The sequence below is a fragment of the Acinetobacter pittii ANC 4050 genome (genome assembly GCF_000399685.1).
Lineage (GTDB): Bacteria > Pseudomonadota > Gammaproteobacteria > Pseudomonadales > Moraxellaceae > Acinetobacter > Acinetobacter pittii_E.
This window is the reverse complement of record NZ_KB976987.1, coordinates 481,966-504,584: the sequence shown is the minus strand read 5'-3', so window position 1 is coordinate 504,584 and position 22,619 is coordinate 481,966. Positions and strand designations below refer to the sequence as shown.

Below are 22,619 nucleotides of genomic sequence, written 5' to 3'. Positions count from 1 at the left end.
ATGGATATGATTTTTGGTAAACTGGGTTGGGACTCTATCCCGACAGAGCCAATCGTACTTGTCACCATGGTCCTTATGGCAATTGGTGCAATTGCAGTGCTTGGCGGTATCACCTATTTTAAAAAATGGGGATATTTGTGGAATGAGTGGTTTATTACGGTAGACCACAAAAAGATTGGTATCATGTATATCATCGTATCTGTTGTCATGCTTCTGCGTGGTTTCGCTGATGCGATCATGATGCGTTTACAACTTTTCCTCGCTAAAGGTGGCGGCGAAGGTTATCTACATCCTGACCATTACGACCAGATCTTCACCGCACACGGTGTAATCATGATCTTCTTCGTAGCAATGGGTCTCGTTGTAGGTATGATGAACATCTCTGTACCTTTACAGATTGGTGCTCGCGACGTTGCTTTCCCATTATTAAACTCTTTAAGCTTCTGGTTATTCGCTGGTGCTGCTGGTTTAATGATGCTTTCACTTGTATTAGGTGAATTTGCTGCGACTGGTTGGATGGCTTACCCTCCTCTATCTGGCATTCAATATTCTCCTGGTGTAGGTGTTGACTACTATATCTGGGCACTTCAGGTTTCTGGTCTAGGTACGCTTTTATCTGGTGTTAACTTCTTCGTTACCATCATTAAAATGCGTGCACCTGGCATGAAATTAATGGACATGCCTATTTTCACGTGGACTTCACTTTGTACGGCTGTATTAATCATTGCATCGTTCCCTGTATTAACAGGTACTCTTGCAATGCTTACTCTTGACCGTTACTTCGGCTTCCATTTCTTCACAAATGAGCTTGGCGGTAGCCCAATGCTTTATGTGAACTTGATCTGGACATGGGGTCACCCTGAAGTATATATCTTGGTATTACCAGCATTTGGTCTATACTCAGAAATCGTTGCAACCTTCTCTCGTAAAGCGTTGTTCGGTTACAAGTCTATGGTGTATGCAACTATCGCGATTACTGTTCTTGCGTTCGTTGTATGGCTTCACCACTTCTTCACCATGGGTGCTGGTGCGAACGTTAACGCGTTCTTTGGTATCATGACCATGGTTATTGCGATTCCTACTGGTGTGAAAATCTTCTCTTGGTTATTCACCATGTATAAAGGTCGCATCACCTTTACTACTCCAATGTTATGGACGCTTGGCTTCCTTGTAACATTCGGTATCGGTGGTTTAACTGGTGTACTTATGGCTGTTCCACCTGCGGACTTCTTGGTACACAACTCATTATTCTTGATTGCTCACTTCCATAACGTAATTATCGGTGGTGTGGTGTTTGGTATGTTTGCCGGCATCATTTACTACTGGCCAAAAATGTTTGGTTGGAAGCTCAATGAAGCATGGGGTAAAGCTGCGTTCTGGTTCTGGTTCTTCGGTTTCTATTTTGCATTCATGCCACTTTATATCCTTGGTTTCATGGGTATGACTCGTCGTTTGAATACATATGACAACCCTGAGTGGGATCCGTACCTCGCAATTGCATTATTTGGTGCTGTTCTTGTTGCAATTGGTATTGCATGTTTCCTAATGCAAATCATCGTTGGTTTCTTACAACGTAAAGAGAACATGGACCTTACAGGCGATCCATGGGATGCTCGTACGCTTGAGTGGGCAACCTCTTCTCCTGCTCCGTTCTATAACTTTGCGCATGAACCAGATGCAAGCGGTATCGACCGTTTCTGGACTGACAAAGAAAACGGTGTAGCATACGCACGTAACACTAAATATGAAGACATCCACATGCCGACTGATCGTGCTGCTGGTTTTGTCATTGCAATGTTCATTACGCTTCTTGGCTTTGCACTCATCTGGCATATTTGGTGGCTCGTTGTTGTTTCATTCGTTTCGGCTGTTGTTAGCTTGATCGTAAGCTCATTCACTAAGAATGTTGATTACTATGTTCCAGCTGCTGAAGTTGAGCGTATTGAAAACGAACGCTATGCTTTACTTGAAAAACACTTGAAGAAGGACTAAGGAAATGGCTGAAGTACTTCATCACGACAACCACGGCCATGACGGTCATCATGAACATGATGATACTGATTTAACGGTTTTTGGTTTCTGGACATACTTGATGAGTGACTTGATTCTTTTCGGATCACTCTTCATTGCGTTCGCTGTATTAAGCAGTCATGTTCCAGCAGGGACTCCAAGTGCATATGACCTATTCCATGAGTCATTAGGCTACGTGTTAACTGAAACATTTGCCTTATTGATTTCATCGGTAACTTTCGGTTTTGCTGTACTTGCATCTTATAAAAAGAATGTAAATCAAGTGATCACTTGGTTATTTATTACATTCCTTTTTGGTGCGACCTTCATCGGTATGGAACTCTATGAATTCCATCACCTTGTAGAAGAAGGTCATGGTCCAACTCACAGTGCATTCTTATCATCGTTCTTTACTTTGGTTGGTACACACGGTATCCACGTAACTTCTGGTTTAGTATGGATGCTTGTATTAATGTATCAAATCAAAACTAAAGGTTTGACTTTACCGAATACACGTCGTCTTGCTTGCTTAAGCTTGTTCTGGCACTTCCTTGACATCGTTTGGATCTGTGTATTCAGCGTCGTTTACTTACTGGGAGTTCTCTAATGAGTAGTCATGAGCATAATGCTGCTGGTGCGTCACACGGTAACTTTAAGCAATACACTGTTGGATTTATCCTTTCTGTTATCCTCACCATCATCCCGTTCGGGATGGTGATGATGGGTGGTTTCAGTCGTGGTCTTTTAGTTACTGTGATTGCGATCACTGCGGTTGCTCAGGTTCTTGTACAACTTGTGTACTTCTTACACATGAATACATCATCTGAACAACGTTGGAATATGATTGCATTTATCTACACAATCCTATGTATCGCTGTACTTTTAATCGGTTCTGTGTGGATTATGAATTACCTTCACTACAATATGATGATCTAAACTGATTGTCATGTTGAAAAAATATCTATTCCTGACTAAACCAGGAATTCTCTTCGGTAATTTCATTACCACCTTGGGCGGCTTTTTCTTAGCCGCCCAAGGCTCTATAGACATCTCATTATTACTTCTTACCCTAATTGGAACAACTTTAGTTGTGGCCTCTGGTTGTGTGGTTAATAATGTTATAGATCAAGATATTGACACAAAGATGCAGCGTACCCAAAACCGCGCACTTGTTAAAAAAACAATCTCTCCTACTGTTGCACTGATATATGCGTTAGTGCTTGGAGTAATTGGTTTTAGCATTTTATGGTTCGGCGTAAATGGTTATGCATTTTTGTTTGCAATGATTGGTTTCATTGTCTATGTCGGTTTTTATAGTTTGTGGACCAAACGCACCTCAATCCATCAAACCGTCATTGGTAGCATCTCCGGAGCGAGCCCTCCTGTTATTGGTTATACCGCAGTAACTCATCAATTTGATGTGGCAGCCTTGCTTTTGTTTTTAGCATACGCTTTATGGCAAATGCCTCACTCTTGGGCAATTGCAATTTATCGTTTTGATGATTACAAAAATGCGGGAATTCCAATTTTGCCTGTAGCACGTTCTATTTATCGTACGAAAATTGAATGTGTCATTTATATCCTATTGTTTGCAGCTGTTTTGAATGGGTTATATTGTTTTGGCTATACCAATGTATTCTTTTTAATTACCTTTAATGCTTTAACAGCATATTGGTTATATTTATCAGTTATTGGATTTAAAGCCGAAAATGATCAACTTTGGGCTAAACGCTTTTTCCTCTACTCGGTCATATTAATTACCCTGTTAAGTTTGAGTTTTAGCTTTACCTATCAATCCCCTGCTCCAAATCTTCCTCTCTTTTAAACAAGAGAGGATTTCCTCTTTATAGTAAAGAAGTTTTACTTTTCTGATCAAAAGATTTGTTTTTAGTCGAACTTTTACCTATAATTCAGCCTTCGCAATTTTTGCGACATAACTTATTAAGTTATGACTCCTTGCTTCTAATTTTTTTATTAGGGGCTGTTTAAACCGTAAGGAGCTGACAATGCGTCATTACGAAATCGTACTTTTGGTACACCCAGACCAAAGCGATCAAGTTGTAGGTATGGTTGAACGCTATATCTCTCAGATCAAAGAAGCTGAAGGTCAAATTCACCGTTTAGAAGATTGGGGCCGTCGTCAATTGGCTTACCCAATTAACAAAATTCATAAAGCGCACTACATTCTTATGAATGTTGAATGTGGTCAAACTACGCTTGATGAGTTAGAAGAATTATTCCGTTATAACGACGCGATCATTCGTAACCTTATCATCCGTCGTGAACACGCAATCACTGAAGAGTCATTGCTTGCTAAGAGTGCTGAAGAAAAGCGTGCGCGTAAAGCTCAACGCGAAGAAGCACAGCAAGTTGCTCAAGAAGCTGAATAAGGAGAACATCAATGGCACGTTTTTACCGTCGTCGCAAGTTCTGCCGCTTTACAGCTGAGAATGTTGCGTACATCGACTACAAAGATATCGACACTTTAAAACAGTACATCACTGAAAACGGCAAGATTGTTCCTAGCCGTATCACTGGTACTAAAGCTCGTTATCAACGTCAATTAGCACTTGCTATCAAACAAGCTCGCTATTTGTCTTTGATTCCGTACACTGACAACCATAAGTGAGGTGATCTGTGGACGTTATCTTATTACAACGCATTAAGAACCTTGGTAAATTAGGCGATAAAGTATCAGTTAAAGCTGGTTACGGCCGTAACTTCCTTATCCCTCAAGGTAAAGCAGTTGCAGCTACTGAAGCTAACACTGCTGCTTTTGAAGCTCGTCGTGCTGAACTTGAGAAGCAAGAAGCTGAAGTTTTAGCTGCTGCTCAAGCACGTGCTGAACAATTGAACGAAGTTAACATCGTTATCACTGCTAAAGCTGGTGACGAAGGTAAACTGTTCGGTTCTATCGGTACTCGTGACATCGCTGACGCATTAACGAATGCTGGTCTTACAGTTGACCGTGCAGAAGTTCGTTTACCAAATGGCGCGCTTCGTCACACTGGTGAATTCAACATCGCAATTCAATTGCACCATGATGTTGTTGCAGAAGTTCTCGTTACTATCGTATCTGAGTAATTTCTCATCAAAAAAAAGAGCATGCTTTTGCATGCTCTTTTTTTATGTTTCAAATTTTAAAATAAGATATATTAATTCCTGATCAGTTCTTCAGTTTAATTGGTTTTTTAATTAGGTAGTTTATTTAATTTTGTTTTAAGATAGTTCTCGGCTTTACAGCCCCGTTGTGTACACCCTTCTTTATCATCAGGTCTAATTATGTCTCAGGCGAATGCCACTTCTTTAGCGCTTTCATCTCCAATAGAAAATAAAACGAGTGAATCAGGCCAACTTAAAGAGTTTCGCACTCCCCCACACAATTTAGCCATTGAGCAAGCTGTTCTGGCTGCTTTGATGACAGTTGCTGAATCTTTTGAGCAAGTCAACGATGTACTAAAAGAAAATGATTTTTACGCGACTCGTCATAAATATATTTTTCGTGCAATCGAGAAATTAGCACAGGAAAACTCACCTTATGATGCTGTCTTAGTAAGTGACTGGCTTCTAAAACAAAATTTACTTGATGCTATTGGTGGCGAAGAATATTTAATGCAGCTCATGGCTGATTCACCATCAAGTTTCTACAACTTAGAAACCTATGCCACTAAAATTAAAGAATTTTCTACCCTACGCAGTATGATTAAAGTTAGTACTGAAATCTTACAAAATGCTTATGACACAAAAGGTCGTGGTGTTAGTGAAATTTTAGACTTAGCTGAAACGAGTATTTTCTCTTTAGCAGAACAACACAATAATAATAAAAAAGATGCAGGCCCTAAATCTATTAGTTCTGTTACGGCAGACGTTATTAGTAAGCTAGACGAGCTTTCAAAATTAGACGGCAACATTACAGGTTTAACTACAGGTTTCTTAGAACTTGATAATAAAACATCGGGTATGCAACCTGGTGATTTAATTATTGTGGCTGCACGTCCATCGATGGGTAAGACTACCTTTGCCATGAATTTGGTTGAAAGTGTTTTGCAATATAACAAGCTACCCGCTCTGGTATTCTCTATGGAGATGCCAGCAGACTCGATTGCGATGCGTCTTATTTCTGCAATGGGTAAAGTTCATCAAGGACATTTACGTTCGGGGAATTTAGATGCAGATGAATGGACCAAGGTAACTGGTACAATTTTGCAGCTTCAACAAATGCATTTATATATTGATGACTCATCTGCTCTGCCTCCAACTGAACTCCGTGCCCGTGCCCGCCGCGTTGCAAAAATGCATGATGGTAAAATTGGTTGCATCATGGTCGATTACTTGCAGCTTATGAAAGTTCCAGGTATGGGTGATAACCGTGTAGGCGAGATTTCAGAAATTTCTCGCAGCTTAAAAGCACTAGCGAAAGAAATGCAATGTCCTGTTATCGCACTTTCCCAGCTTAACCGAAGTCTGGAAAACCGTCCAAATAAACGCCCTGTAATGTCCGACTTACGTGAATCCGGTGCGATCGAGCAGGATGCCGACTTAATTATGTTTATTTACCGTGATGAGGTTTATAACAAAGAGTCGAAAGAAGCCGGCACTGCAGAAATTATTATTGGTAAGCAGCGTAACGGTCCAATTGGTTCAGTTCGTCTTGCTTTTGAAGGTCAATATACTCGATTTAGTAATCTCTCTCCTGAGTATTACAGCCAATATGATGATGAAGAATAAACTCTATCTCTAGCCCAAAGGAGTAAATGAGGGTGCGCCAAGCAACAGTTTATATTGATCGCAATGCACTTCAATATAATTTAAACCGTGTCAAACAACTCGCAACACATTCAAAAATTGTAAGTATGGTGAAAGCTAATGCTTATGGACATGGAATCAAAGACTGTTTAGCAGCCTTAAATGCCTCAGATGCCTTTGGTGTAGCCTGCCTACAAGAAGGTTTGGAAATTCGTCAACACGGATTCCAACAACCCGTTACTTTAATTGAAGGGGTATTTTCTGAAGATGAAATGCCAATTGCAATTAAACAAAAATTTGAATGTGTGATTCACCATCAACAACAATTTGAATGGTTAATTAAACACAAACAAGCCTACATTACCCAAGGTTTAAAAGTTTGGGTTAAGCTTAACAGCGGCATGAACCGTCTAGGTTTTAAAAATCCAGAAATCATTGAAGTTATTAAAACTTTAAAATCTGAAGGATTTACTTGTGTGCTTGCAATGCATTTCGCAAATGCAGATGTAGACCATCCACTGAACGAGCAACAAAAACAACAATTTTTACAACTTAAACAAGCTTGTGATCCTGTTTTAGCATCTTGCTGTAACTCAGCTGCTATTTATAAATGGCCAGAATTACATTTTGATTATGTTCGTCCGGGTATCATGCTTTACGGCGCCTCACCTTTTGCAGATCAAACAGTCCATGATCTTGACTTAAAACCAGTAATGACTTTTTCAGCAGAAGTCATTGCCCTAAACCATATTCAACCTGATGAACATGTCGGTTATGGTTCTACTTTCTGCGCAACGCAAGCCATGGATATCGCCATTGTTTCTATAGGATATGGTGATGGTTATCCACGCGCTTATGTTAAACAAAACTATGTCGCTATTGATAAACAGCTCTGCGCAGTTGTAGGACGAGTGAGTATGGATATGCTTGCAATTGACGTAACAGGTCTGCAAGTGAAATTAGGTACTCCAGTTGAACTTTGGGGTCCCCACCGCCTCGTTGATGATGTTGCGGATGCAAACGGAACGATAGGATATGAATTACTCTGCCGCCTAAGTAATCGCCCTACTCGTAAAAGCAGTTAAATAATAAAATATAAAAAAATCCAAGCTTGCTTGGATTTTTTTATTTAAATATTCAATATTTTATCGCCAGTAATCATCTGTTGGTTTTGGCATTTCTTGTAAGCCGCGACGTAGAGTATCTGACCATTGCCGACTAATTTGTGAAAAATAAGGATCATCTTCTGTAATTCGTTTTCCCATCGGAATAACAAAACTATCTTTCTTATAAATCAATGCATCAAGTGGTAAGCCAACAGAAACATTTGAGCGTAAAGTTGAGTCAAAAGAAATCAGGCTACAACGTAATGCATCATCTAATGGCATTGCATAATATAAAGCTCGGTCTAGAATCGGTTTGCCGTATTTACTTTCACCAATTTGAAAATAAGGCGTATCTGTCGTCGCACAAATAAAATTGCCTTGTGGATAGACATTATAAAGCTGCATGTCACCACCTTTAATCTGACCACCGACCAAAATACTACAGGCGTAATTCATTTGTTCTTGAGTGTCTGAACTAATATCCTCTAAAACAGCTTTTAAAGTTTTCCCTATCAGTTCGGCTGCCTCAAACATTGTATTAACACTATACAAATTAGGCTCTTGTTGCAAAGTAAGCGCATTTTGCAAATGACCTATAACAGCTTGCGTTGTTGCTAAGTTGCCTGCTGTTTGCAACGCCATAAAGCGCTCTCCGGTAACGCCGAAAGTATGCAATTTTCGGAACACAGAAATATGATCAACCCCTGCATTAGTTCTTGTGTCACTGATAAACACTAAACCCTGTTCCAATCTTAGCGCACAACAATAGGTCATTTCATTCTCTTTACATTCAACATGCCAACACTTGAACCACAGACATCATGTTCTCAACTCCACCTTGCTCTCTTACACCACGAATAGGTGCTACATCGAGATAGTCACGTCCTACAGCAAGGTAAATATGATGTTTGGGTGTAAACAACTGATTGCTTACATCAAAACAATACCACTGATTTTCTAAAAATACTTCCGCCCAAGCGTGACTGGCAAGGTGCGGATAGTTTTGATCAAATAGATAACCCGAGACGTAACGTGCAGGTAATTGTAACGCACGGCACATTGCAATTAAAATGTGCGCATGATCTTGGCATACACCTTGTCCAGCATGAAATGCTTCGATCGCAGTTGTCTGAACCGAAGTACTTTCAGGCTGATAAAGTATTTTCTGTAAGATATATTCACTTAATAATGCAATATGTTGTCGGTCTTTAGTCACCACAATATTTTTTGCAAAGTCCAACATTTCCGCATCACATCGGGTTGTACCTGTCATTTGCAAAAACAAATTAGCAGGTGTAGAGAGATTTGCACAGCCCATTTCCACGTTTTGAAGCTCAACAATTCCTTGAGCCATGAAGGTTAGATGTTGGTATGAATAACGCTGACTAGCCGTCATCCATACATTATTAAATGTATCTCTTTTGATGGTTTTATCGCCCGGCACACTAATTGCCCAATTCATAACATGCTGATGAGCCGATGTTTGAGGCATCATTTTAATATACTGAATGCTATTTCGAGCAGTTTCAGTATAGCTATAATGCGTTTGATGATTAACCATCAATTTCATAATCAGCCCTCAAACATATTTTCCAACTGCTGTGTAAAAGTATAATAAGCGTCCCAAGTGAGTTGTTGCTTTAATACTTGCCAATTTTCATCTATATTTTCCCAATTCAAATGAGCAAGCTGTCGCACCACAACATCTAGCTCTGATACGAGAGCTAATAAATCTTGTCCAAAACGCAGTTTTATATCAAATTGCTCTATTTTTTGGCCTAAATACAAAAATAAATAAATATCTTCATGTTCCGCTTCTAGTATTTGAGTGCAGTGTTCAACAGCTTTTTTCAATGCATCAGGTTGAGGTTGAAGCGTATTAATCACATTATTTAATTCTGCATAAGCATGTGCCGACAAAATCCCTCTTAGTTCCTGAATATTATCTTTAGCAATAATGAGCTGGTTCAGTAATGAAAATGTTTGCTTCTTGTCTAACATATAGTGATTTAGTAATTCAGCATTTTCTATAGCTAAACCAAACGCTGCTGCAAATTTTGTTGCTTTCTCATCTTCTATAAAGGGTAAATGAGAGGCTGCAAATTTAACTCGCATCAAATATCGACCCAACCAATATATTTGATGCGCACTCGAATTGAGTAAAACCATAAAGTTCCTCTTTAACCCACAATCAGGAATGTAATGTTTCGACAACCCATGTATCTTTTATACCGCCACCTTGAGATGAATTTACGACCAAAGAGCCAGCTTGCATGGCCACGCGTGTTAAACCACCAGGTACAATCTCTGTACGATAAGGTGAACTCAACACGAACGGACGCAAATCAATATGACGCTCAGCTACTCCTCCCGTCGTTAAAGTTGGAGCAACAGATAAAGCCAAAGTAGGTTGTGCAATGTACATATGAGGCATAGCTATTAATTTTTTTCTAAATTCATCAATTTCGCATGAGCTTGCTTTAGGCCCGATCAACATGCCATATCCACCTGAACCTTGTGCTTCCTTAACGACTAATTGATCCAGATTAGAGAGTACATAGTCTAAGTGTTCTTCTTTACGGCACTGATAAGTAGGTACATTTTTTAGAATTGGTGTTTCATCCAAATAATATTGAATCATTTGGTCTACATAAGGGTAAATAGATTTATCATCTGCCACACCTGTTCCAGGTGCATTTGCAATCACCACATTTTTCTGCAAATAAGCAGACATAAGACCAGCTACTCCTAAAGCACTGTCGGGTCGAAATGCTAAAGGATCTAGAAAATCGTCATCTAAACGGCGATAAATTACGTCTACTTTTTGACGTCCACGAATAGTTTTGACAAATACTTGATCATTTTCTACAAATAAATCTCGATTTGTAACCAATGGCACATCCATTTCACGCGCTAGAAAAGCGTGCTCATAATAAGCACTGTTAAAACGCCCTGGTGTTAGTACCACGACAAAAGGTTGGTCCGCGGAAGAATTTTCTTGCAATATCTCTTTTAAAAGTTTTGGATAATGCTCAATCCCCTGTAAATTATTGGCTGTACATAGCTCAGGCATTAATTTCTGGCTAATGTTTCGGCTTTCAATCATGTAAGATACGCCAGAAGGTGTTCTTAAATTATCCTCCAATACAAAAAACTCTCCCTCACCATCGCGGATAATATCAATACCACTAATTTGTGAATAAATTTTTCCCTTTAAAGAATGCTTAAGCATATGAGGCTGGAAAGCATCATTTCCCATAATTTGTTCTTCGGGAATGATTTGTTCTTTTAAAATATGTTGTCCATGATAAATATCATCTAGGAAATAATTTAATGCTTTAACACGCTGCGCACAGCCCGAGGCAATTTTTTCCCATTGCTTTTTCTCGATTACTCTTGGAATTAAATCGAAAGGTATGGTGCGCTCTGTTCCTTCTTTATCGCCATAAACATTAAAGGTAATCCCTTGATAAAGAAAATGCTGCTTCGCCTGAGCATTTAGCTCTTTTAACTCATCTAAAGTGCGGATACTCAACCATTGTTCAATTTTTTTAGAAGCTGCACCATTCGATGTTACATCATCAAGCATCTCGTTAAAGAACTGTGATTTTAGTTGTTCAAAGAGATTGGTTTGCACAGAAATATGTTCTAAAAAAGAGGTTGGGTTAATAAGTGCCGTTGTTGTCTGCTCTTGTATAAAAAAATCGTTATCTAGATGTAATTCATGCTCTTGTTCTGACATAACCACCTCGTCTTATCATTTATCTATATTTCATTTTTAAATAAGCAATTTCAGTGCCACTTATATATCTGTAATACTTTTACGGCATCATTGTTATAACTTTCTTCTAAATCTTATCATCCTTTGTCCAACGGGCTATAAACTGAATCTGACAAACTTGCTAAATCTGTAAAGATTTTTTATTGTGTTGACACCAAAGCAATTGGATATAGATGTATTACGCTTATGTCTGTAATAGAAAAAGAAACTTCGAATAGTTTATATCGCCAATGGCAGATCTTGTCTCGCCTACCCACCGGTAAATGGATCGGAACTCGAGAATTACAAGAAATGCTTGAGCGCGAAGGTATTGAAATCAGTTTAAGGACTATTCAGCGTGACTTAAATCAAATTGCTCAGCGTTTTCCGATAGAGAGTAATAAAGCCGTACCTCAAGGCTGGCGGTGGCAGTCAGACGCTCCTATCCAGAGTTTACCTCACATGACGAGCTCTCAAGCAGTGACCTTTATGATGGTTGAGGAACACTTAAAGCACTTACTTCCTCCAAGCCTGCTTGATGAGATGGGTCCATGGTTTGATTTAGCCAAACGCAGCCTCTCTACTCAAAATAATGTGAGACAATGGATTAACCGTGTACGCATTGTTCCTGCAAGTCAACCGCTTATTCCACCTGTAGTGGATCGTGGCGCTCAGCAGGCAATTTATGAAGGTCTACTACAAGACAAACAGATTGAGTGTGTTTATCGGGCCCGTGTAAATCAAGGCGAAGATAAAACTTATATTTTAAACCCTTTAGCTTTGGTACAAAAAGGTGCAGTCATTTATTTGATTTGCACACGGCATGACAAAACTGAAGTGCAAACATTTGCTCTGCACCGTTTTAAATCAGCAAAAGTATTAGATAGTCGCGCCCTACATCCGGTCAATTTTGATATTGATCATTATATTGATTCAGGCGCTTTAGGCTTTAGAGTGGACTACAACCAGCCAACTGAATCAATTCAGCTCACCTTAACCATGACAGAGCAAACTGCGAAAACTTTTTATGAAAGTCAGTTAAGTAAAGACCAAACAATTACTCCACTTGAAGAAAATATCGTAGAAGTTACAGCTACCGTACCTTTTACATCTCAACTGGTGTGGTGGCTACGTAGTTATGGTAAAAAATTACTGCATATTGAGCCAATTCAAGTACACAACGCTGTACGTGAAATTGAAACTGATAGTAAGTAGTTATAAAAAAGAGAACCATACGGTTCTCTTTAGATTTTGAATTATAATTTTCTTAATATTATATTCTTCTTATATTTTTACTTGTTTCCAGATCAAGATGTTCTCCCCCACCAAAACTGATCCGCTCTTTCTTTTGCGCTATTTTGAACATAAGCATTGGCATGCCATTTCATATCCATTGTAGCGAATTGATTTCATTGTCATGGTTAAAGCCCTCTTGTTTGAACGTGAATTCAATATAACTGGCGGCTTAAAATATGTGAAATAAGAAAAAAAGGAAGCGAAATCTCTTTTCTTCCTTAAGAAGTTTCCATATATTTTTTGAACAGAAAATAAAAAAGCCCAGTCTTAACTGGGCTTTTTATATACTCAAATGATTAAGCTGTTTTCTTAATCATATTGTTCTTACGAATTGTGATCATGACAAGCTGAACAGCTGCTGGCGTAACACCAGGTATACGGCTTGCTTGAGCTAAAGTTTCTGGAAGCACTGTTTTTAACTTCTGTGTAATTTCACGTGATAAACCAGACACGTTATCATAATCAAAATCGGCTGGTATTTTAGTTTCTTCAAGACGCTTTAATTGAGCAACATCTTCATGTTGACGGTTGATGTAACCTTCATATTTCACGGCAATTTCAATTTGCTCACCCACTTGCTCTGAAACTTCAGAACCCGTAAGTTCTGCAATTTGACCAAAGTTGATGTTAGGACGCTTAAGCAAATCAATTGCGCTGCATTCCTTACTCAAATCTGCACCCGTCATTTCAACGAATTTTTTACCCATAGGGTTATTTGGTGCTGCCCATATATGTTGTAAACGAGAGGTTTCACGCTCAACTGCTTCCATTTTTTCACAATAAGCAGCCCAACGTACATCATCGACTAAACCAAGTTCACGACCAATAGTTGTCAACCGTTGATCCGCGTTATCTTCACGCAACATCAAACGATATTCAGCACGTGAGGTAAACATACGGTACGGTTCTTTAGTACCTAACGTGATGAGGTCATCAACCAATACACCCATGTAAGCTTGGTCACGTTTAGGCGTCCATTCTTCTTGCTCCCACGCACGGCGTGCAGCATTTAAACCTGCAAGTAAACCTTGAGCACCCGCTTCTTCATAACCTGTTGTACCATTAATTTGACCAGCGAAATACAAGCCATTAATCGCTTTAGTTTCGAGGGTAAATTTCAAAGCTTGCGGGTTGAAATAATCATATTCAATTGCATAGCCTGGACGTAAGATATGAGCGTTTTCCATACCACGAATTGAGCGTACAAGCTCAAACTGAACATCGAACGGTAAAGAAGTCGAAATACCATTTGGATAAAGCTCATGTGTATCTAGACCTTCTGGCTCCAAGAATACTTGATGTGAATCTTTATCAGCGAAACGGTGAATCTTATCTTCAATTGATGGACAGTAACGTGGACCTACCCCCTCAATAACACCCGTATACATTGGTGAACGATCTAAACCACCGCGAATAATATCGTGGGTTTTTTCGTTTGTATGCGTGATATAACAGTTTACTTGTTCAGGGTGCATAGAAGCATCACCCATGAAAGACATGACTGGAGACGGGAAATCACCCGGCTGCGGAATCATCACAGAAAAGTCAACTGAACGTGCATCAATACGTGGTGGAGTACCAGTTTTTAAACGACCAACAGGTAGTTTTAATTCACGTAAACGCTGAGCAAGTGCAATAGAAGGAGGATCACCCGCACGACCACCACTTGATTTTTCCAAACCAACGTGGATTACACCACCCAAAAATGTACCTGTAGTCAACACAACAGTTTTTGCATCAAAGCGAATACCCATTTGGGTAACAACACCTTTAACAGTATCGCCTTCAACAATCAGGTCATCAGCTGCTTGCTGGAAAATATCAAGATTTGCTTGATTTTCCAAAGTATCGCGGATAGCAGCTTTATAGCGCACGCGGTCAGCTTGAGCACGTGTTGCACGCACAGCTGCACCTTTACGCGAATTTAAAATACGGAACTGAATACCACCTTTATCGGCAGCTAAAGCCATTGCCCCACCAAGTGCATCAATTTCGCGTACTAAGTGAGACTTACCAATACCGCCAATTGCTGGGTTACAACTCATTTGGCCCAAAGTCTCAATGTTATGGGTCAAAAGCAAAGTCTGTCGTCCCATACGCGCAGCAGCAAGGGCCGCTTCCGTACCTGCGTGACCGCCACCGATAACGATAACATCGTAAACTTTAGGATAGTGCATGAGTACAAAAACACCAGAAAAAAAAGACGGAACATTATAGCAAAATTATCTGCTTATTGATGTACATAATTACAAAATTGTCTTCACATAATTTACGGTACGCCACATGATTTGACATTTTGTTTCATGAATTCAATACAAAGTGAATGTTTTTAAAATTAATTCATCTTAGAATAAAAAATGTACAGCACTTCTATGACTTTAAAATTAACGCAACGAGAAGGAATACAAAATGAAAACGACCATGTTAAAAATCTTAACTGCATCTCTAATTTGTTTTTCAGGCGTAACTTTTACCCATGCTGCTGACACGAGCAAAGCCGAAATGCAAAAACAAATTCGAGTCTGTGCAAAAAAACAGCAAGGTGAATGGGTCTCTTACAATCACAACGGTGTAACGTTTAACGGTACTTGCCAACCAAACGAAAATGGCAAGTTACAATTTAAGGCCCCTGCTCCTTAATCTGTTTTACATAAGGTATATATAGTAGAAGTCATTCATTTACTGCTATATCTCATCAGTATTTTCAAAGACGGTCCATTAAAGATGGGCCGCTTTCTTTTTTAAAATGGTCTAGTCCGCTACAATACGCCTTTAAATAAAATTTTTAGGTCCTTTTCGTGAAGTGGTTACAAATACACATTACCGTTGATCAAGAACAAGTTGAGTTCACAGAAACACTTTTAATGTCTCTAGGTGCGGTAAGCGTAACTCTGGATGATGCTGAAGATCAGGCTTTACTTGAACCATTACCAGGTGAAACACCTTTATGGAATAAAGTCATTGTGACAGGCATCTATCAACAAGACGAACAAGACCCGATTGATGTCGACACTTTAGAAGCTTTCTTAAAAGCTCAACTTCCAGATGTTCCTATGCGTCATGAAGAACTTGAAGATCAAGTGTGGGAACGCGCATGGATGGATTATTATGAACCAATTCAGATTGGGGAAAAGTTCTGGATCGTACCTGAATGGCTAGAGCCACCAGAAGCGGACGCTACTAATATTAAGTTAGACCCAGGTCTTGCGTTTGGTACAGGTAATCACGCAAGTACTTTCCTGTGCTTACAATGGCTAGGTAAAACTGATGTTAAAGATAAAATCGTGATTGATTATGGCTGTGGTTCAGGCATTTTAGGCGTAGCGGCTTTATTATTAGGTGCTAAAAAAGTATATGCTACCGATATTGACCCTCAAGCTGTTTTAGCAACAAAACAAAATGCAGAACTTAATGGTGTATTAGATCGCCTTTATGTAGGTCTTCCGGAAGAATTCGATCAAGAGTTCAAACCTCAGCAGGCAGACGTTTTAGTTGCAAACATTTTAGCGGGTCCATTAATGGCACTTGCATCTGAGTTTGCAAATTTAATTAAATCTGAGGGTGAGTTCGCACTTGCAGGTGTAATCGAAGAGCAAGTTACTGATGTTTCACGTGTTTATTCTGAATTTTTTGATATATTAGATGTCGAAAAACGCGAAGAAAATTGGTGTCGCATTTCAGGAAAACGTAAAACAATAAATTGAGACTTCTAACTCATGAATGAAAAACAAACCCGCTGCCCTAAGTGTTTAACAGTTTATAAAGTATCTCTTACTCAATTGACTGTTGCTCAGGGTATGGTTTGTTGCCCCAAATGTAATTCGAATTTTAATGCATTAACCAATCTGATTAATATTGAACAGCCAGCCATGGTTAATTCATCTACTTTAGTTAATGGTTCAATGCAAACACGATATATGACACATTCACACGTGTTAGATATCTTTGACCAAAAAGTTGAGAACTCTAATATTGATCTATTAACCTATCTCAACAACTTAAATTACTTTCATAATGAACCTATTAATGCTTTACCAAACCTTAATTTGGCTGAGCAAGTGTCCCCACAAGAACAAGACAATAATAAAAAACATAGTTGGTTGTACTATACGCTCTGGAGCTCTGCCAACCTTATTCTGATTTTAGTTTTTACTTTCCAGATTCTCTGGTTTAACCCTAAACTCATGCATACAAGCCCTACCGTTAGTCATGCATTTAATTATGTTTGCCAAATACTACATTGCAATAAAACAGCAGAACTGTATGAACTTATCCATATAGAAAAGATAAAAGTTCGTAGAATTGATGCAAACCATACCCAATTTTCAGGCATATTACTTAATCAGAATGATAAAAGTATTGAGCTTCCTAACTTAAAGTTGATTTTTACGACAGAACCAAGCAAAACTGAAGAAATCATACTAACTCCTCAGCAATATTTAGTAGAGAACTTACAGGGTATTCAGCGCATTCCATCCAACACCCCTTACCGATTCCAATTTGAGCTAAACAAAAGCAAAAAAAGCCTAGTAAATTATCGATTAGAAATTGTCCACCCCTAAAATGTAAAAAAAGTGAAAAAAAAATAAAAAAAAATGCAGTTAATTTGCTCACTTTTTCCTAGACAATGTTATGATACGCGCCACGAAAGCTTTGACTCATATACTCCTCGCTCTCAATCCAAAAAAAATACTGTTAAGCATGTGTGCTTTTCTACTTTAAGCGCATAGCCTAACTTTTTTTGTTTTTGAGGGGGCTGTAACAAATATTTAATTATTGTTACGCTTATTTTTTATTCAATACGAAGAAATATGGCAAGCTAATTGTTCTTATGTTTTAGAGTCACTGTTTTAGGATCTAAAACAGGACTCCGTATTTTTAGACCACATTTATATACTACTTTACCCAAGTTAGTATTTGATTTTCGGATTAACTCGCATGAATAGCAAATCTCCTATTTTTACTGCACAATCTGATGTTGCTCTTCGCATCCACGTGGATCGCGCAGTTCGCCATTATTTTGCACAATTGCAAGGTGAGCAACCATCTCAGGTATATGACATGGTGCTAGCAGAAATGGAGAAACCTCTTTTATCTGTAGTTCTTGAATATACACGTGGTAATCAAACACGTGCTGCAGAGATTCTTGGACTCAACCGTGGCACTTTACGTAAAAAGTTAAAAGCTCACGGTTTAATGAGTGAATAAATGATAAAATGCTCACGACGTCGTGGGCATTTTTTTATGCTTATTGGTTTTAATCCGTAGACTTGAAATTGTTGAATTAAACATCATGACTATTAAACGTGCTTTGATTTCTGTATCTGATAAGACAGGAATTGTCGAATTTGCTCAAAACCTTGCAGCTCTAGGGGTAGAACTATTATCTACAGGCGGCACATATAAGTTGCTTAAAGATAATAATATCGCGGTTGTAGAAGTATCTGAACATACGGGCTTCCCTGAAATGATGGATGGTCGTGTTAAGACATTACATCCAAAAATTCATGGTGGTATTCTTGCTCGTCGCGGTTTAGACGAAGCAGTTATGGAAGAACACAACATTGATCCGATTGATCTTGTTGTTGTAAACCTTTATCCATTTGCTGCAACTGTTGCAAAACCAGACTGTACTCTTCCTGATGCAATCGAAAATATCGACATCGGTGGTCCTACAATGGTGCGTGCAGCAGCTAAAAACCATGCTTCAGTGGGTATCGTTGTAAATGCTTCAGATTACGACACTGTAATCAATGAATTAAAAACCGCTGGTTCACTTTCTTATGAAACGCGTTTTGATTTAGCAGTTAAAGCATTTGAACATACAGCTCAATACGACGGCATGATCGCTTCTTACTTAGGCGCTCGCGTTGGTAAGACCGAAGGCGAAGCTGATTTATTCCCTCGCACATTCAATACCCAATTGAACAAAGCACAAGATTTACGTTACGGTGAAAACCCACATCAATCTGCAGCATTTTATGTTGAAGCAAATGCAAAGGAAGCTTCAGTTTCTACTGCAAAACAGTTACAAGGCAAAGAATTGTCTTATAACAATATTGCAGATACAGATGCAGCACTTGAATGTGTTAAATCATTCGCAAAACCTGCTTGTGTAATCGTAAAACATGCTAACCCTTGTGGTGTTGCTGTTTCTTTAGACGGTATTAAAGCTGCTTATGATTTAGCTTACGCAACAGATCCAGAATCTGCTTTTGGCGGTATCATTGCATTTAACCGTGAGTTAGATGTAGCAACTGCTCAAGCAATTGTAGAGCGTCAATTCGTTGAAGTCATTATTGCTCCAAGCATTGCCGATGGTGTACTTGAAGTAACTGGCGCAAAGAAAAACGTACGTGTTTTAGTATGTGGTGAATTACCTGCAATTGATGCACGTGCACCGCAACTTGACTACAAACGTGTTAATGGCGGCTTACTTGTTCAAGATCAAGACTTGGGCATGATCACTAAAGATGATCTTAAAGTAGTTACTAAGCGTGCACCGACTGAGCAAGAAATTGATGATCTCATCTTTGCTTGGAAAGTTGCGAAATATGTGAAATCAAACGCAATTGTTTATGCTAAAAACCGCCAAACTATTGGTGTAGGTGCAGGTCAAATGAGCCGTGTTAACTCAGCTCGTATTGCTGCCATTAAAGCTGAACATGCTGGTTTAGTTGTTGAAGGTGCTGTAATGGCTTCCGATGCATTCTTCCCGTTCCGTGATGGTATTGATAATGCAGCTAAAGCTGGCATTAAATGCATCATTCAACCAGGTGGTTCTATGCGTGATGAAGAAGTAATCGCAGCAGCAGATGAAGCTGGTATTGCAATGGTCTTCACTGGTATGCGCCATTTCCGCCACTAATTTAAATTTAGTCCTCCCTAACCCTCCTTTTATTCAGGAGGGTTTTCCACAATAATGGAGCTAAACTCCACCTTGAGGGATAGAGGGGGATGAAAAGGATTAAAGTTAAGGAACAAATTAAAAATGAATATTTTAGTTTTAGGTAGTGGTGGTCGTGAACATGCTTTAGCATGGAAAATCGCGCAAGATACCAAAGTTACTCAAGTTTTCGTTGCACCTGGTAATGCTGGTACAGCAACAGAAGACAAATGTATAAATGTTCAACTTGATATTTTAGACAACCCTGCAATTATTGCTTTTGCTAAAGAAAATAATGTTGAACTAGTTATTGTTGGCCCAGAAGCACCTTTAGTGAATGGTGTAGTAGATGCTGCACGTGAAGCAGGTCTAAAAATTTGGGGACCGACTCAATACGCTGCTCAGCTTGAAGGCTCAAAAGCATTTGCTAAACATTTTTTAAAGCGTCATAACATTCCAACTGCTTTTTACGAAGTATTTACGGAAGTTGATGCAGCTAAAGCTTATGTTGAAAAAAATGGTGCACCAATTGTAATTAAGGCAGATGGTCTTGCTGCTGGTAAAGGTGTAATCGTTGCAATGACTAATGAAGAAGCTTTTGCAGCAATTGATGACATGCTTGCTGGCAACAAATTCGGTGATGCTGGTTCACGTGTGGTAATTGAACAGTTCCTTGCAGGCGAAGAAGCTTCTTTCATTTGTATGATTGATGGTAAAAACATTTTACCAATGGCAACTTCACAAGATCACAAGCGTATTTTTGAAGGCGACCAAGGTCCTAATACTGGTGGTATGGGTGCCTACTCTCCTGCTCCAGTTGTTACTTCAGACATTTTCGAACGCGTTATGACTGAAATCATGCGCCCGACTGTTGAAGGTATGGCTGCTGACGGACATGTCTACACTGGTTTCTTATATGCTGGCTTAATGATCGATGAACAAGGTCAACCACGTGTAATCGAGTTCAACTGTCGTTTTGGTGACCCTGAAACTCAACCCATCATGATGCGCTTAAAATCATCTCTTGTTGAATTGGTAGAAGCAGGTATTGCTGGTAACTTACCAAATGAAGCTGAATGGGATGAGCGTAAATCAATCGGTATTGTACTTGCAGCAGAAGGTTATCCTGATAGTGTGCGCAAAGGTGATGTAATTTCAGGTATTGGACAATCACCTGAAGATACTAAAATTTTCCATGCAGGCACTGCAACTCGTGAAGACGGTCATATTGTGACTTCTGGTGGTCGAGTTCTTTGTGTAACTGCTTTGGGTGACAGCGTTCTTGAAGCGCAAATCAATGCACTTGAAGTATGTGGCCAAGTTACATTCACAGGTATGCAATATCGTAGCGATATCGGTTATCGTGCAATTGCACGTGAAAAAGCTGAGTAAAAGTTTAAATATAAAAAAGCTCTCTTTTGAGGGCTTTTTTATTTTTCGTCTTCACTTATCACAAATATTCATATTAATCTTAATTTTTATTCAATTGTGATGATTAAGATCGAAAGATGTCCACTATATTGAATATGTTTTTATTGATATGATTAGTTAAAGCGTTGGAACTTTCCATAAAGTTAATGGGCCTTTAAATATTAAGGCACATCATCTAATTCTGTTAAAGATAATCGTTATTTTTAACACTCATACTTTTAGAGACCGTTTAAAAGCTGAGAATATAAGATAAAACTGTTGTGAAAATAGTTTTATTTAGCTCAGATGAATGCGGTAAATCAAGTGTCTGAAGAATTAGAAAAGAGCTATAAGTTATAACCTTTAGCCTTGAAAACTTTGTGACGTTGCAACTAAACTCATTTCTTTACTAGTCGAGAGGCAACTTAAATAGTTGATCTCTCACTTAATCAGGACTTTTTTTACATGAAAAAGCTGATCAGTCTTTTTTTAAGCGTGTCTGTGCTATTACTTGCAGCCTGCGGTAAACAACAAAGTGAACCACAAGCTGGAAAAAGCGGTGATTCATCACAACTTCAAACTGTGGTTATTGCCTCAACGGGTTCTGACGCTGACATCTGGCGTTATATTTCAACTTTACCGGAAACTAAAGCTGCTGGTATTAAGCTTGAAGTGAAAAACTTCACTGATTATGTTGCAATGAATACAGCTGTAGCTAATAAAGAAGTTGACTTAAACGCATTCCAATCTTATGCATATTTAGTTGCTTTCAATGCATCAAACAAAGATAAAATTGCACCAGTTGCTACAACTTATCTTGAACCAATGGGTATCTACTCAAGTAAACACAAAAAAGTAGAAGAATTCCCTCAAGGTGCAAGCATTGCAATTCCTAATGATGCGGCGAATGAAGCACGCGCGTTATTGTTATTACAAAGTGCTGGTTTAATCAAGCTTAAAGCTGACTTCGATCCTGCGAAAGGTACGCCAAGCGATATTATCGATAACAGCAAAAAAATTGATATTAAACCAATCCAAATGGCAACTGCTGTACGCGTAAAAGATGAAGTTGATGCAATCGTTTTAGGTAATACTTTGGCGCTGGAAGGTGGTCTAAATGTACTTAAAGATTCTATCTACTATGAGCCAGTTGATCAAAGCACTAAACTCAATGTAAATATTCTTGCGGCAGCAGAATCTCGTAAAGATGACCCAATTCTTCAGAAGGTTGGTCAGCTATACCACACTGAAGCTGTTAAAAAATACGTTGAACAACACTTTGGTGGTACAAAAGTTGACGTGAATCAGCCAATCAGCTACCTCACGGAAGCTAAATAGTAATATAATACCGGCAACGCGAAACAGGCAAAGTCTCTTTGCCTGTTTTTTCTTTTTAGCATAGTTT

22 protein-coding genes are annotated in these 22,619 nt (G+C 38.9%); 17 read left to right on the top strand and 5 right to left on the bottom strand.

Translation table 11 applies throughout. The features are described 5' to 3' along the window. The 9 genes from cyoB to alr all read left to right on the top strand — a co-directional run bounded on the left by cyoB (position 1) and on the right by alr (position 7,841). Positions 1–1,992 (top strand): cytochrome o ubiquinol oxidase subunit I, encoded by a 1,992-nt coding sequence (gene cyoB / locus F931_RS06320; protein WP_016140563.1) that lies wholly within the window; start codon positions 1–3, stop codon positions 1,990–1,992. A 4-nt stretch (positions 1,993–1,996) separates the two neighbouring features. Next, positions 1,997–2,617, top strand: a complete 621-nt coding sequence (gene cyoC / locus F931_RS06315; protein ID WP_016140562.1) for a cytochrome o ubiquinol oxidase subunit III — start codon at positions 1,997–1,999, stop codon at positions 2,615–2,617. Next, a complete protein-coding gene (gene cyoD, locus F931_RS06310) occupies positions 2,617–2,946 on the top strand; it encodes a cytochrome o ubiquinol oxidase subunit IV (RefSeq protein WP_016140561.1) in 330 nt (109 codons plus the stop codon). The genes cyoC and cyoD overlap by 1 nt, the downstream gene beginning before the upstream one ends. Before the next feature lie 10 nt (positions 2,947–2,956). Beyond that, positions 2,957–3,835: a heme o synthase gene (cyoE, locus tag F931_RS06305; RefSeq protein ID WP_016140560.1), complete on the top strand. Its 879-nt coding sequence runs from the start codon at positions 2,957–2,959 to the stop codon at positions 3,833–3,835. Between the two features lie 181 nt (positions 3,836–4,016). Continuing rightward, positions 4,017–4,400: a 30S ribosomal protein S6 gene (rpsF, locus tag F931_RS06300; protein ID WP_002119610.1), complete on the top strand. Its 384-nt coding sequence runs from the start codon at positions 4,017–4,019 to the stop codon at positions 4,398–4,400. 11 nt (positions 4,401–4,411) lie between these two features. After that, positions 4,412–4,639 carry a 30S ribosomal protein S18 gene (gene rpsR / locus F931_RS06295; RefSeq protein WP_000090661.1) on the top strand — a complete coding sequence of 76 codons (228 nt, stop codon included), beginning with the start codon at positions 4,412–4,414 and terminating at the stop codon, positions 4,637–4,639. A gap of 8 nt (positions 4,640–4,647) precedes the next feature. After that, positions 4,648–5,094 carry a 50S ribosomal protein L9 gene (gene rplI, locus F931_RS06290; RefSeq protein WP_000382591.1) on the top strand — a complete coding sequence of 149 codons (447 nt, stop codon included), beginning with the start codon at positions 4,648–4,650 and terminating at the stop codon, positions 5,092–5,094. Between the two features lie 198 nt (positions 5,095–5,292). Next, positions 5,293–6,738 (top strand): replicative DNA helicase, encoded by a 1,446-nt coding sequence (gene dnaB / locus F931_RS06285; protein WP_016140559.1) that lies wholly within the window; start codon positions 5,293–5,295, stop codon positions 6,736–6,738. A gap of 32 nt (positions 6,739–6,770) precedes the next feature. Continuing rightward, on the top strand, positions 6,771–7,841 hold the full coding sequence (alr, locus tag F931_RS06280; RefSeq protein ID WP_025470273.1) for an alanine racemase: 1,071 nt from the start codon (positions 6,771–6,773) through the stop codon (positions 7,839–7,841). A 60-nt stretch (positions 7,842–7,901) separates the two neighbouring features. Here the strand turns inward: alr and F931_RS06275 are convergent, their stop codons facing one another. From F931_RS06275 to F931_RS06260, 4 genes are read right to left on the bottom strand one after another with little or no spacing between them, the layout of a single operon-like run. After that, positions 7,902–8,636: a proteasome-type protease gene (locus tag F931_RS06275; protein ID WP_016140557.1), complete on the bottom strand. Its 735-nt coding sequence runs from the start codon at positions 8,634–8,636 to the stop codon at positions 7,902–7,904. Between the two features lie 16 nt (positions 8,637–8,652). Beyond that, positions 8,653–9,432, bottom strand: a complete 780-nt coding sequence (locus F931_RS06270; RefSeq protein ID WP_016140556.1) for a transglutaminase family protein — start codon at positions 9,430–9,432, stop codon at positions 8,653–8,655. 2 nt (positions 9,433–9,434) lie between these two features. Beyond that, a complete protein-coding gene (locus tag F931_RS06265) occupies positions 9,435–10,031 on the bottom strand; it encodes an alpha-E domain-containing protein (RefSeq protein WP_016140555.1) in 597 nt (198 codons plus the stop codon). A gap of 22 nt (positions 10,032–10,053) precedes the next feature. After that, positions 10,054–11,604, bottom strand: a complete 1,551-nt coding sequence (locus F931_RS06260) for a circularly permuted type 2 ATP-grasp protein (RefSeq protein ID WP_016140554.1) — start codon at positions 11,602–11,604, stop codon at positions 10,054–10,056. 225 nt (positions 11,605–11,829) lie between these two features. Here F931_RS06260 and F931_RS22490 point away from each other — a divergent pair, with 225 nt between their 5' ends. Beyond that, positions 11,830–12,837 carry a helix-turn-helix transcriptional regulator gene (locus F931_RS22490; RefSeq protein WP_016140553.1) on the top strand — a complete coding sequence of 336 codons (1,008 nt, stop codon included), beginning with the start codon at positions 11,830–11,832 and terminating at the stop codon, positions 12,835–12,837. A gap of 377 nt (positions 12,838–13,214) precedes the next feature. On the opposite strand, the gene mnmG is transcribed toward F931_RS22490, so the two are convergent. Continuing rightward, positions 13,215–15,095 (bottom strand): tRNA uridine-5-carboxymethylaminomethyl(34) synthesis enzyme MnmG, encoded by a 1,881-nt coding sequence (gene mnmG, locus F931_RS06250; protein ID WP_016140552.1) that lies wholly within the window; start codon positions 15,093–15,095, stop codon positions 13,215–13,217. Between the two features lie 232 nt (positions 15,096–15,327). Here mnmG and F931_RS06245 point away from each other — a divergent pair, with 232 nt between their 5' ends. The 7 genes from F931_RS06245 (at position 15,328) to yhcJ (ending at position 22,552) form a co-directional block, all read left to right on the top strand. Continuing rightward, the gene (locus tag F931_RS06245) at positions 15,328–15,558 is read left to right on the top strand and encodes a hypothetical protein (RefSeq protein WP_002119672.1); all 231 of its coding nucleotides are present in this window, start codon (positions 15,328–15,330) and stop codon (positions 15,556–15,558) included. Between the two features lie 158 nt (positions 15,559–15,716). Then, on the top strand, positions 15,717–16,622 hold the full coding sequence (gene prmA / locus F931_RS06240) for a 50S ribosomal protein L11 methyltransferase (RefSeq protein ID WP_016140551.1): 906 nt from the start codon (positions 15,717–15,719) through the stop codon (positions 16,620–16,622). 12 nt (positions 16,623–16,634) lie between these two features. Then, positions 16,635–17,480 (top strand): zinc-ribbon and DUF3426 domain-containing protein, encoded by an 846-nt coding sequence (locus F931_RS06235; RefSeq protein WP_016140550.1) that lies wholly within the window; start codon positions 16,635–16,637, stop codon positions 17,478–17,480. A 376-nt stretch (positions 17,481–17,856) separates the two neighbouring features. Next, on the top strand, positions 17,857–18,126 hold the full coding sequence (fis, locus tag F931_RS06230) for a DNA-binding transcriptional regulator Fis (protein ID WP_001086304.1): 270 nt from the start codon (positions 17,857–17,859) through the stop codon (positions 18,124–18,126). Between the two features lie 85 nt (positions 18,127–18,211). Beyond that, positions 18,212–19,786 (top strand): bifunctional phosphoribosylaminoimidazolecarboxamide formyltransferase/IMP cyclohydrolase, encoded by a 1,575-nt coding sequence (purH, locus tag F931_RS06225; protein ID WP_025465553.1) that lies wholly within the window; start codon positions 18,212–18,214, stop codon positions 19,784–19,786. A gap of 123 nt (positions 19,787–19,909) precedes the next feature. Then, positions 19,910–21,196, top strand: a complete 1,287-nt coding sequence (purD, locus tag F931_RS06220; RefSeq protein WP_016140549.1) for a phosphoribosylamine--glycine ligase — start codon at positions 19,910–19,912, stop codon at positions 21,194–21,196. Between the two features lie 483 nt (positions 21,197–21,679). Then, the gene (yhcJ, locus tag F931_RS06215) at positions 21,680–22,552 is read left to right on the top strand and encodes a MetQ/NlpA family ABC transporter substrate-binding protein (RefSeq protein WP_016140548.1); all 873 of its coding nucleotides are present in this window, start codon (positions 21,680–21,682) and stop codon (positions 22,550–22,552) included. Positions 22,553–22,619: the final 67 nt, after the last annotated feature.

Coding starts and splice junctions, on each gene's coding strand:
- cyoB (WP_016140563.1), top strand. CDS start 1: ATGGATATGATTTTTGGTAAACTGGGTTGGGACTCTATCCCGACAGAG.
- rpsR (WP_000090661.1), top strand. CDS start 4,412: ATGGCACGTTTTTACCGTCGTCGCAAGTTCTGCCGCTTTACAGCTGAG.
- cyoD (WP_016140561.1), top strand. CDS start 2,617: ATGAGTAGTCATGAGCATAATGCTGCTGGTGCGTCACACGGTAACTTT.
- mnmG (WP_016140552.1), bottom strand. CDS start 15,095: ATGCACTATCCTAAAGTTTACGATGTTATCGTTATCGGTGGCGGTCAC.
- dnaB (WP_016140559.1), top strand. CDS start 5,293: ATGTCTCAGGCGAATGCCACTTCTTTAGCGCTTTCATCTCCAATAGAA.
- fis (WP_001086304.1), top strand. CDS start 17,857: ATGAATAGCAAATCTCCTATTTTTACTGCACAATCTGATGTTGCTCTT.
- cyoE (WP_016140560.1), top strand. CDS start 2,957: ATGTTGAAAAAATATCTATTCCTGACTAAACCAGGAATTCTCTTCGGT.
- F931_RS06275 (WP_016140557.1), bottom strand. CDS start 8,636: ATGACCTATTGTTGTGCGCTAAGATTGGAACAGGGTTTAGTGTTTATC.
- F931_RS06265 (WP_016140555.1), bottom strand. CDS start 10,031: ATGGTTTTACTCAATTCGAGTGCGCATCAAATATATTGGTTGGGTCGA.
- F931_RS22490 (WP_016140553.1), top strand. CDS start 11,830: ATGTCTGTAATAGAAAAAGAAACTTCGAATAGTTTATATCGCCAATGG.
- F931_RS06270 (WP_016140556.1), bottom strand. CDS start 9,432: ATGAAATTGATGGTTAATCATCAAACGCATTATAGCTATACTGAAACT.
- F931_RS06245 (WP_002119672.1), top strand. CDS start 15,328: ATGAAAACGACCATGTTAAAAATCTTAACTGCATCTCTAATTTGTTTT.
- rpsF (WP_002119610.1), top strand. CDS start 4,017: ATGCGTCATTACGAAATCGTACTTTTGGTACACCCAGACCAAAGCGAT.
- F931_RS06260 (WP_016140554.1), bottom strand. CDS start 11,604: ATGTCAGAACAAGAGCATGAATTACATCTAGATAACGATTTTTTTATA.
- cyoC (WP_016140562.1), top strand. CDS start 1,997: ATGGCTGAAGTACTTCATCACGACAACCACGGCCATGACGGTCATCAT.
- purH (WP_025465553.1), top strand. CDS start 18,212: ATGACTATTAAACGTGCTTTGATTTCTGTATCTGATAAGACAGGAATT.
- purD (WP_016140549.1), top strand. CDS start 19,910: ATGAATATTTTAGTTTTAGGTAGTGGTGGTCGTGAACATGCTTTAGCA.
- F931_RS06235 (WP_016140550.1), top strand. CDS start 16,635: ATGAATGAAAAACAAACCCGCTGCCCTAAGTGTTTAACAGTTTATAAA.
- yhcJ (WP_016140548.1), top strand. CDS start 21,680: ATGAAAAAGCTGATCAGTCTTTTTTTAAGCGTGTCTGTGCTATTACTT.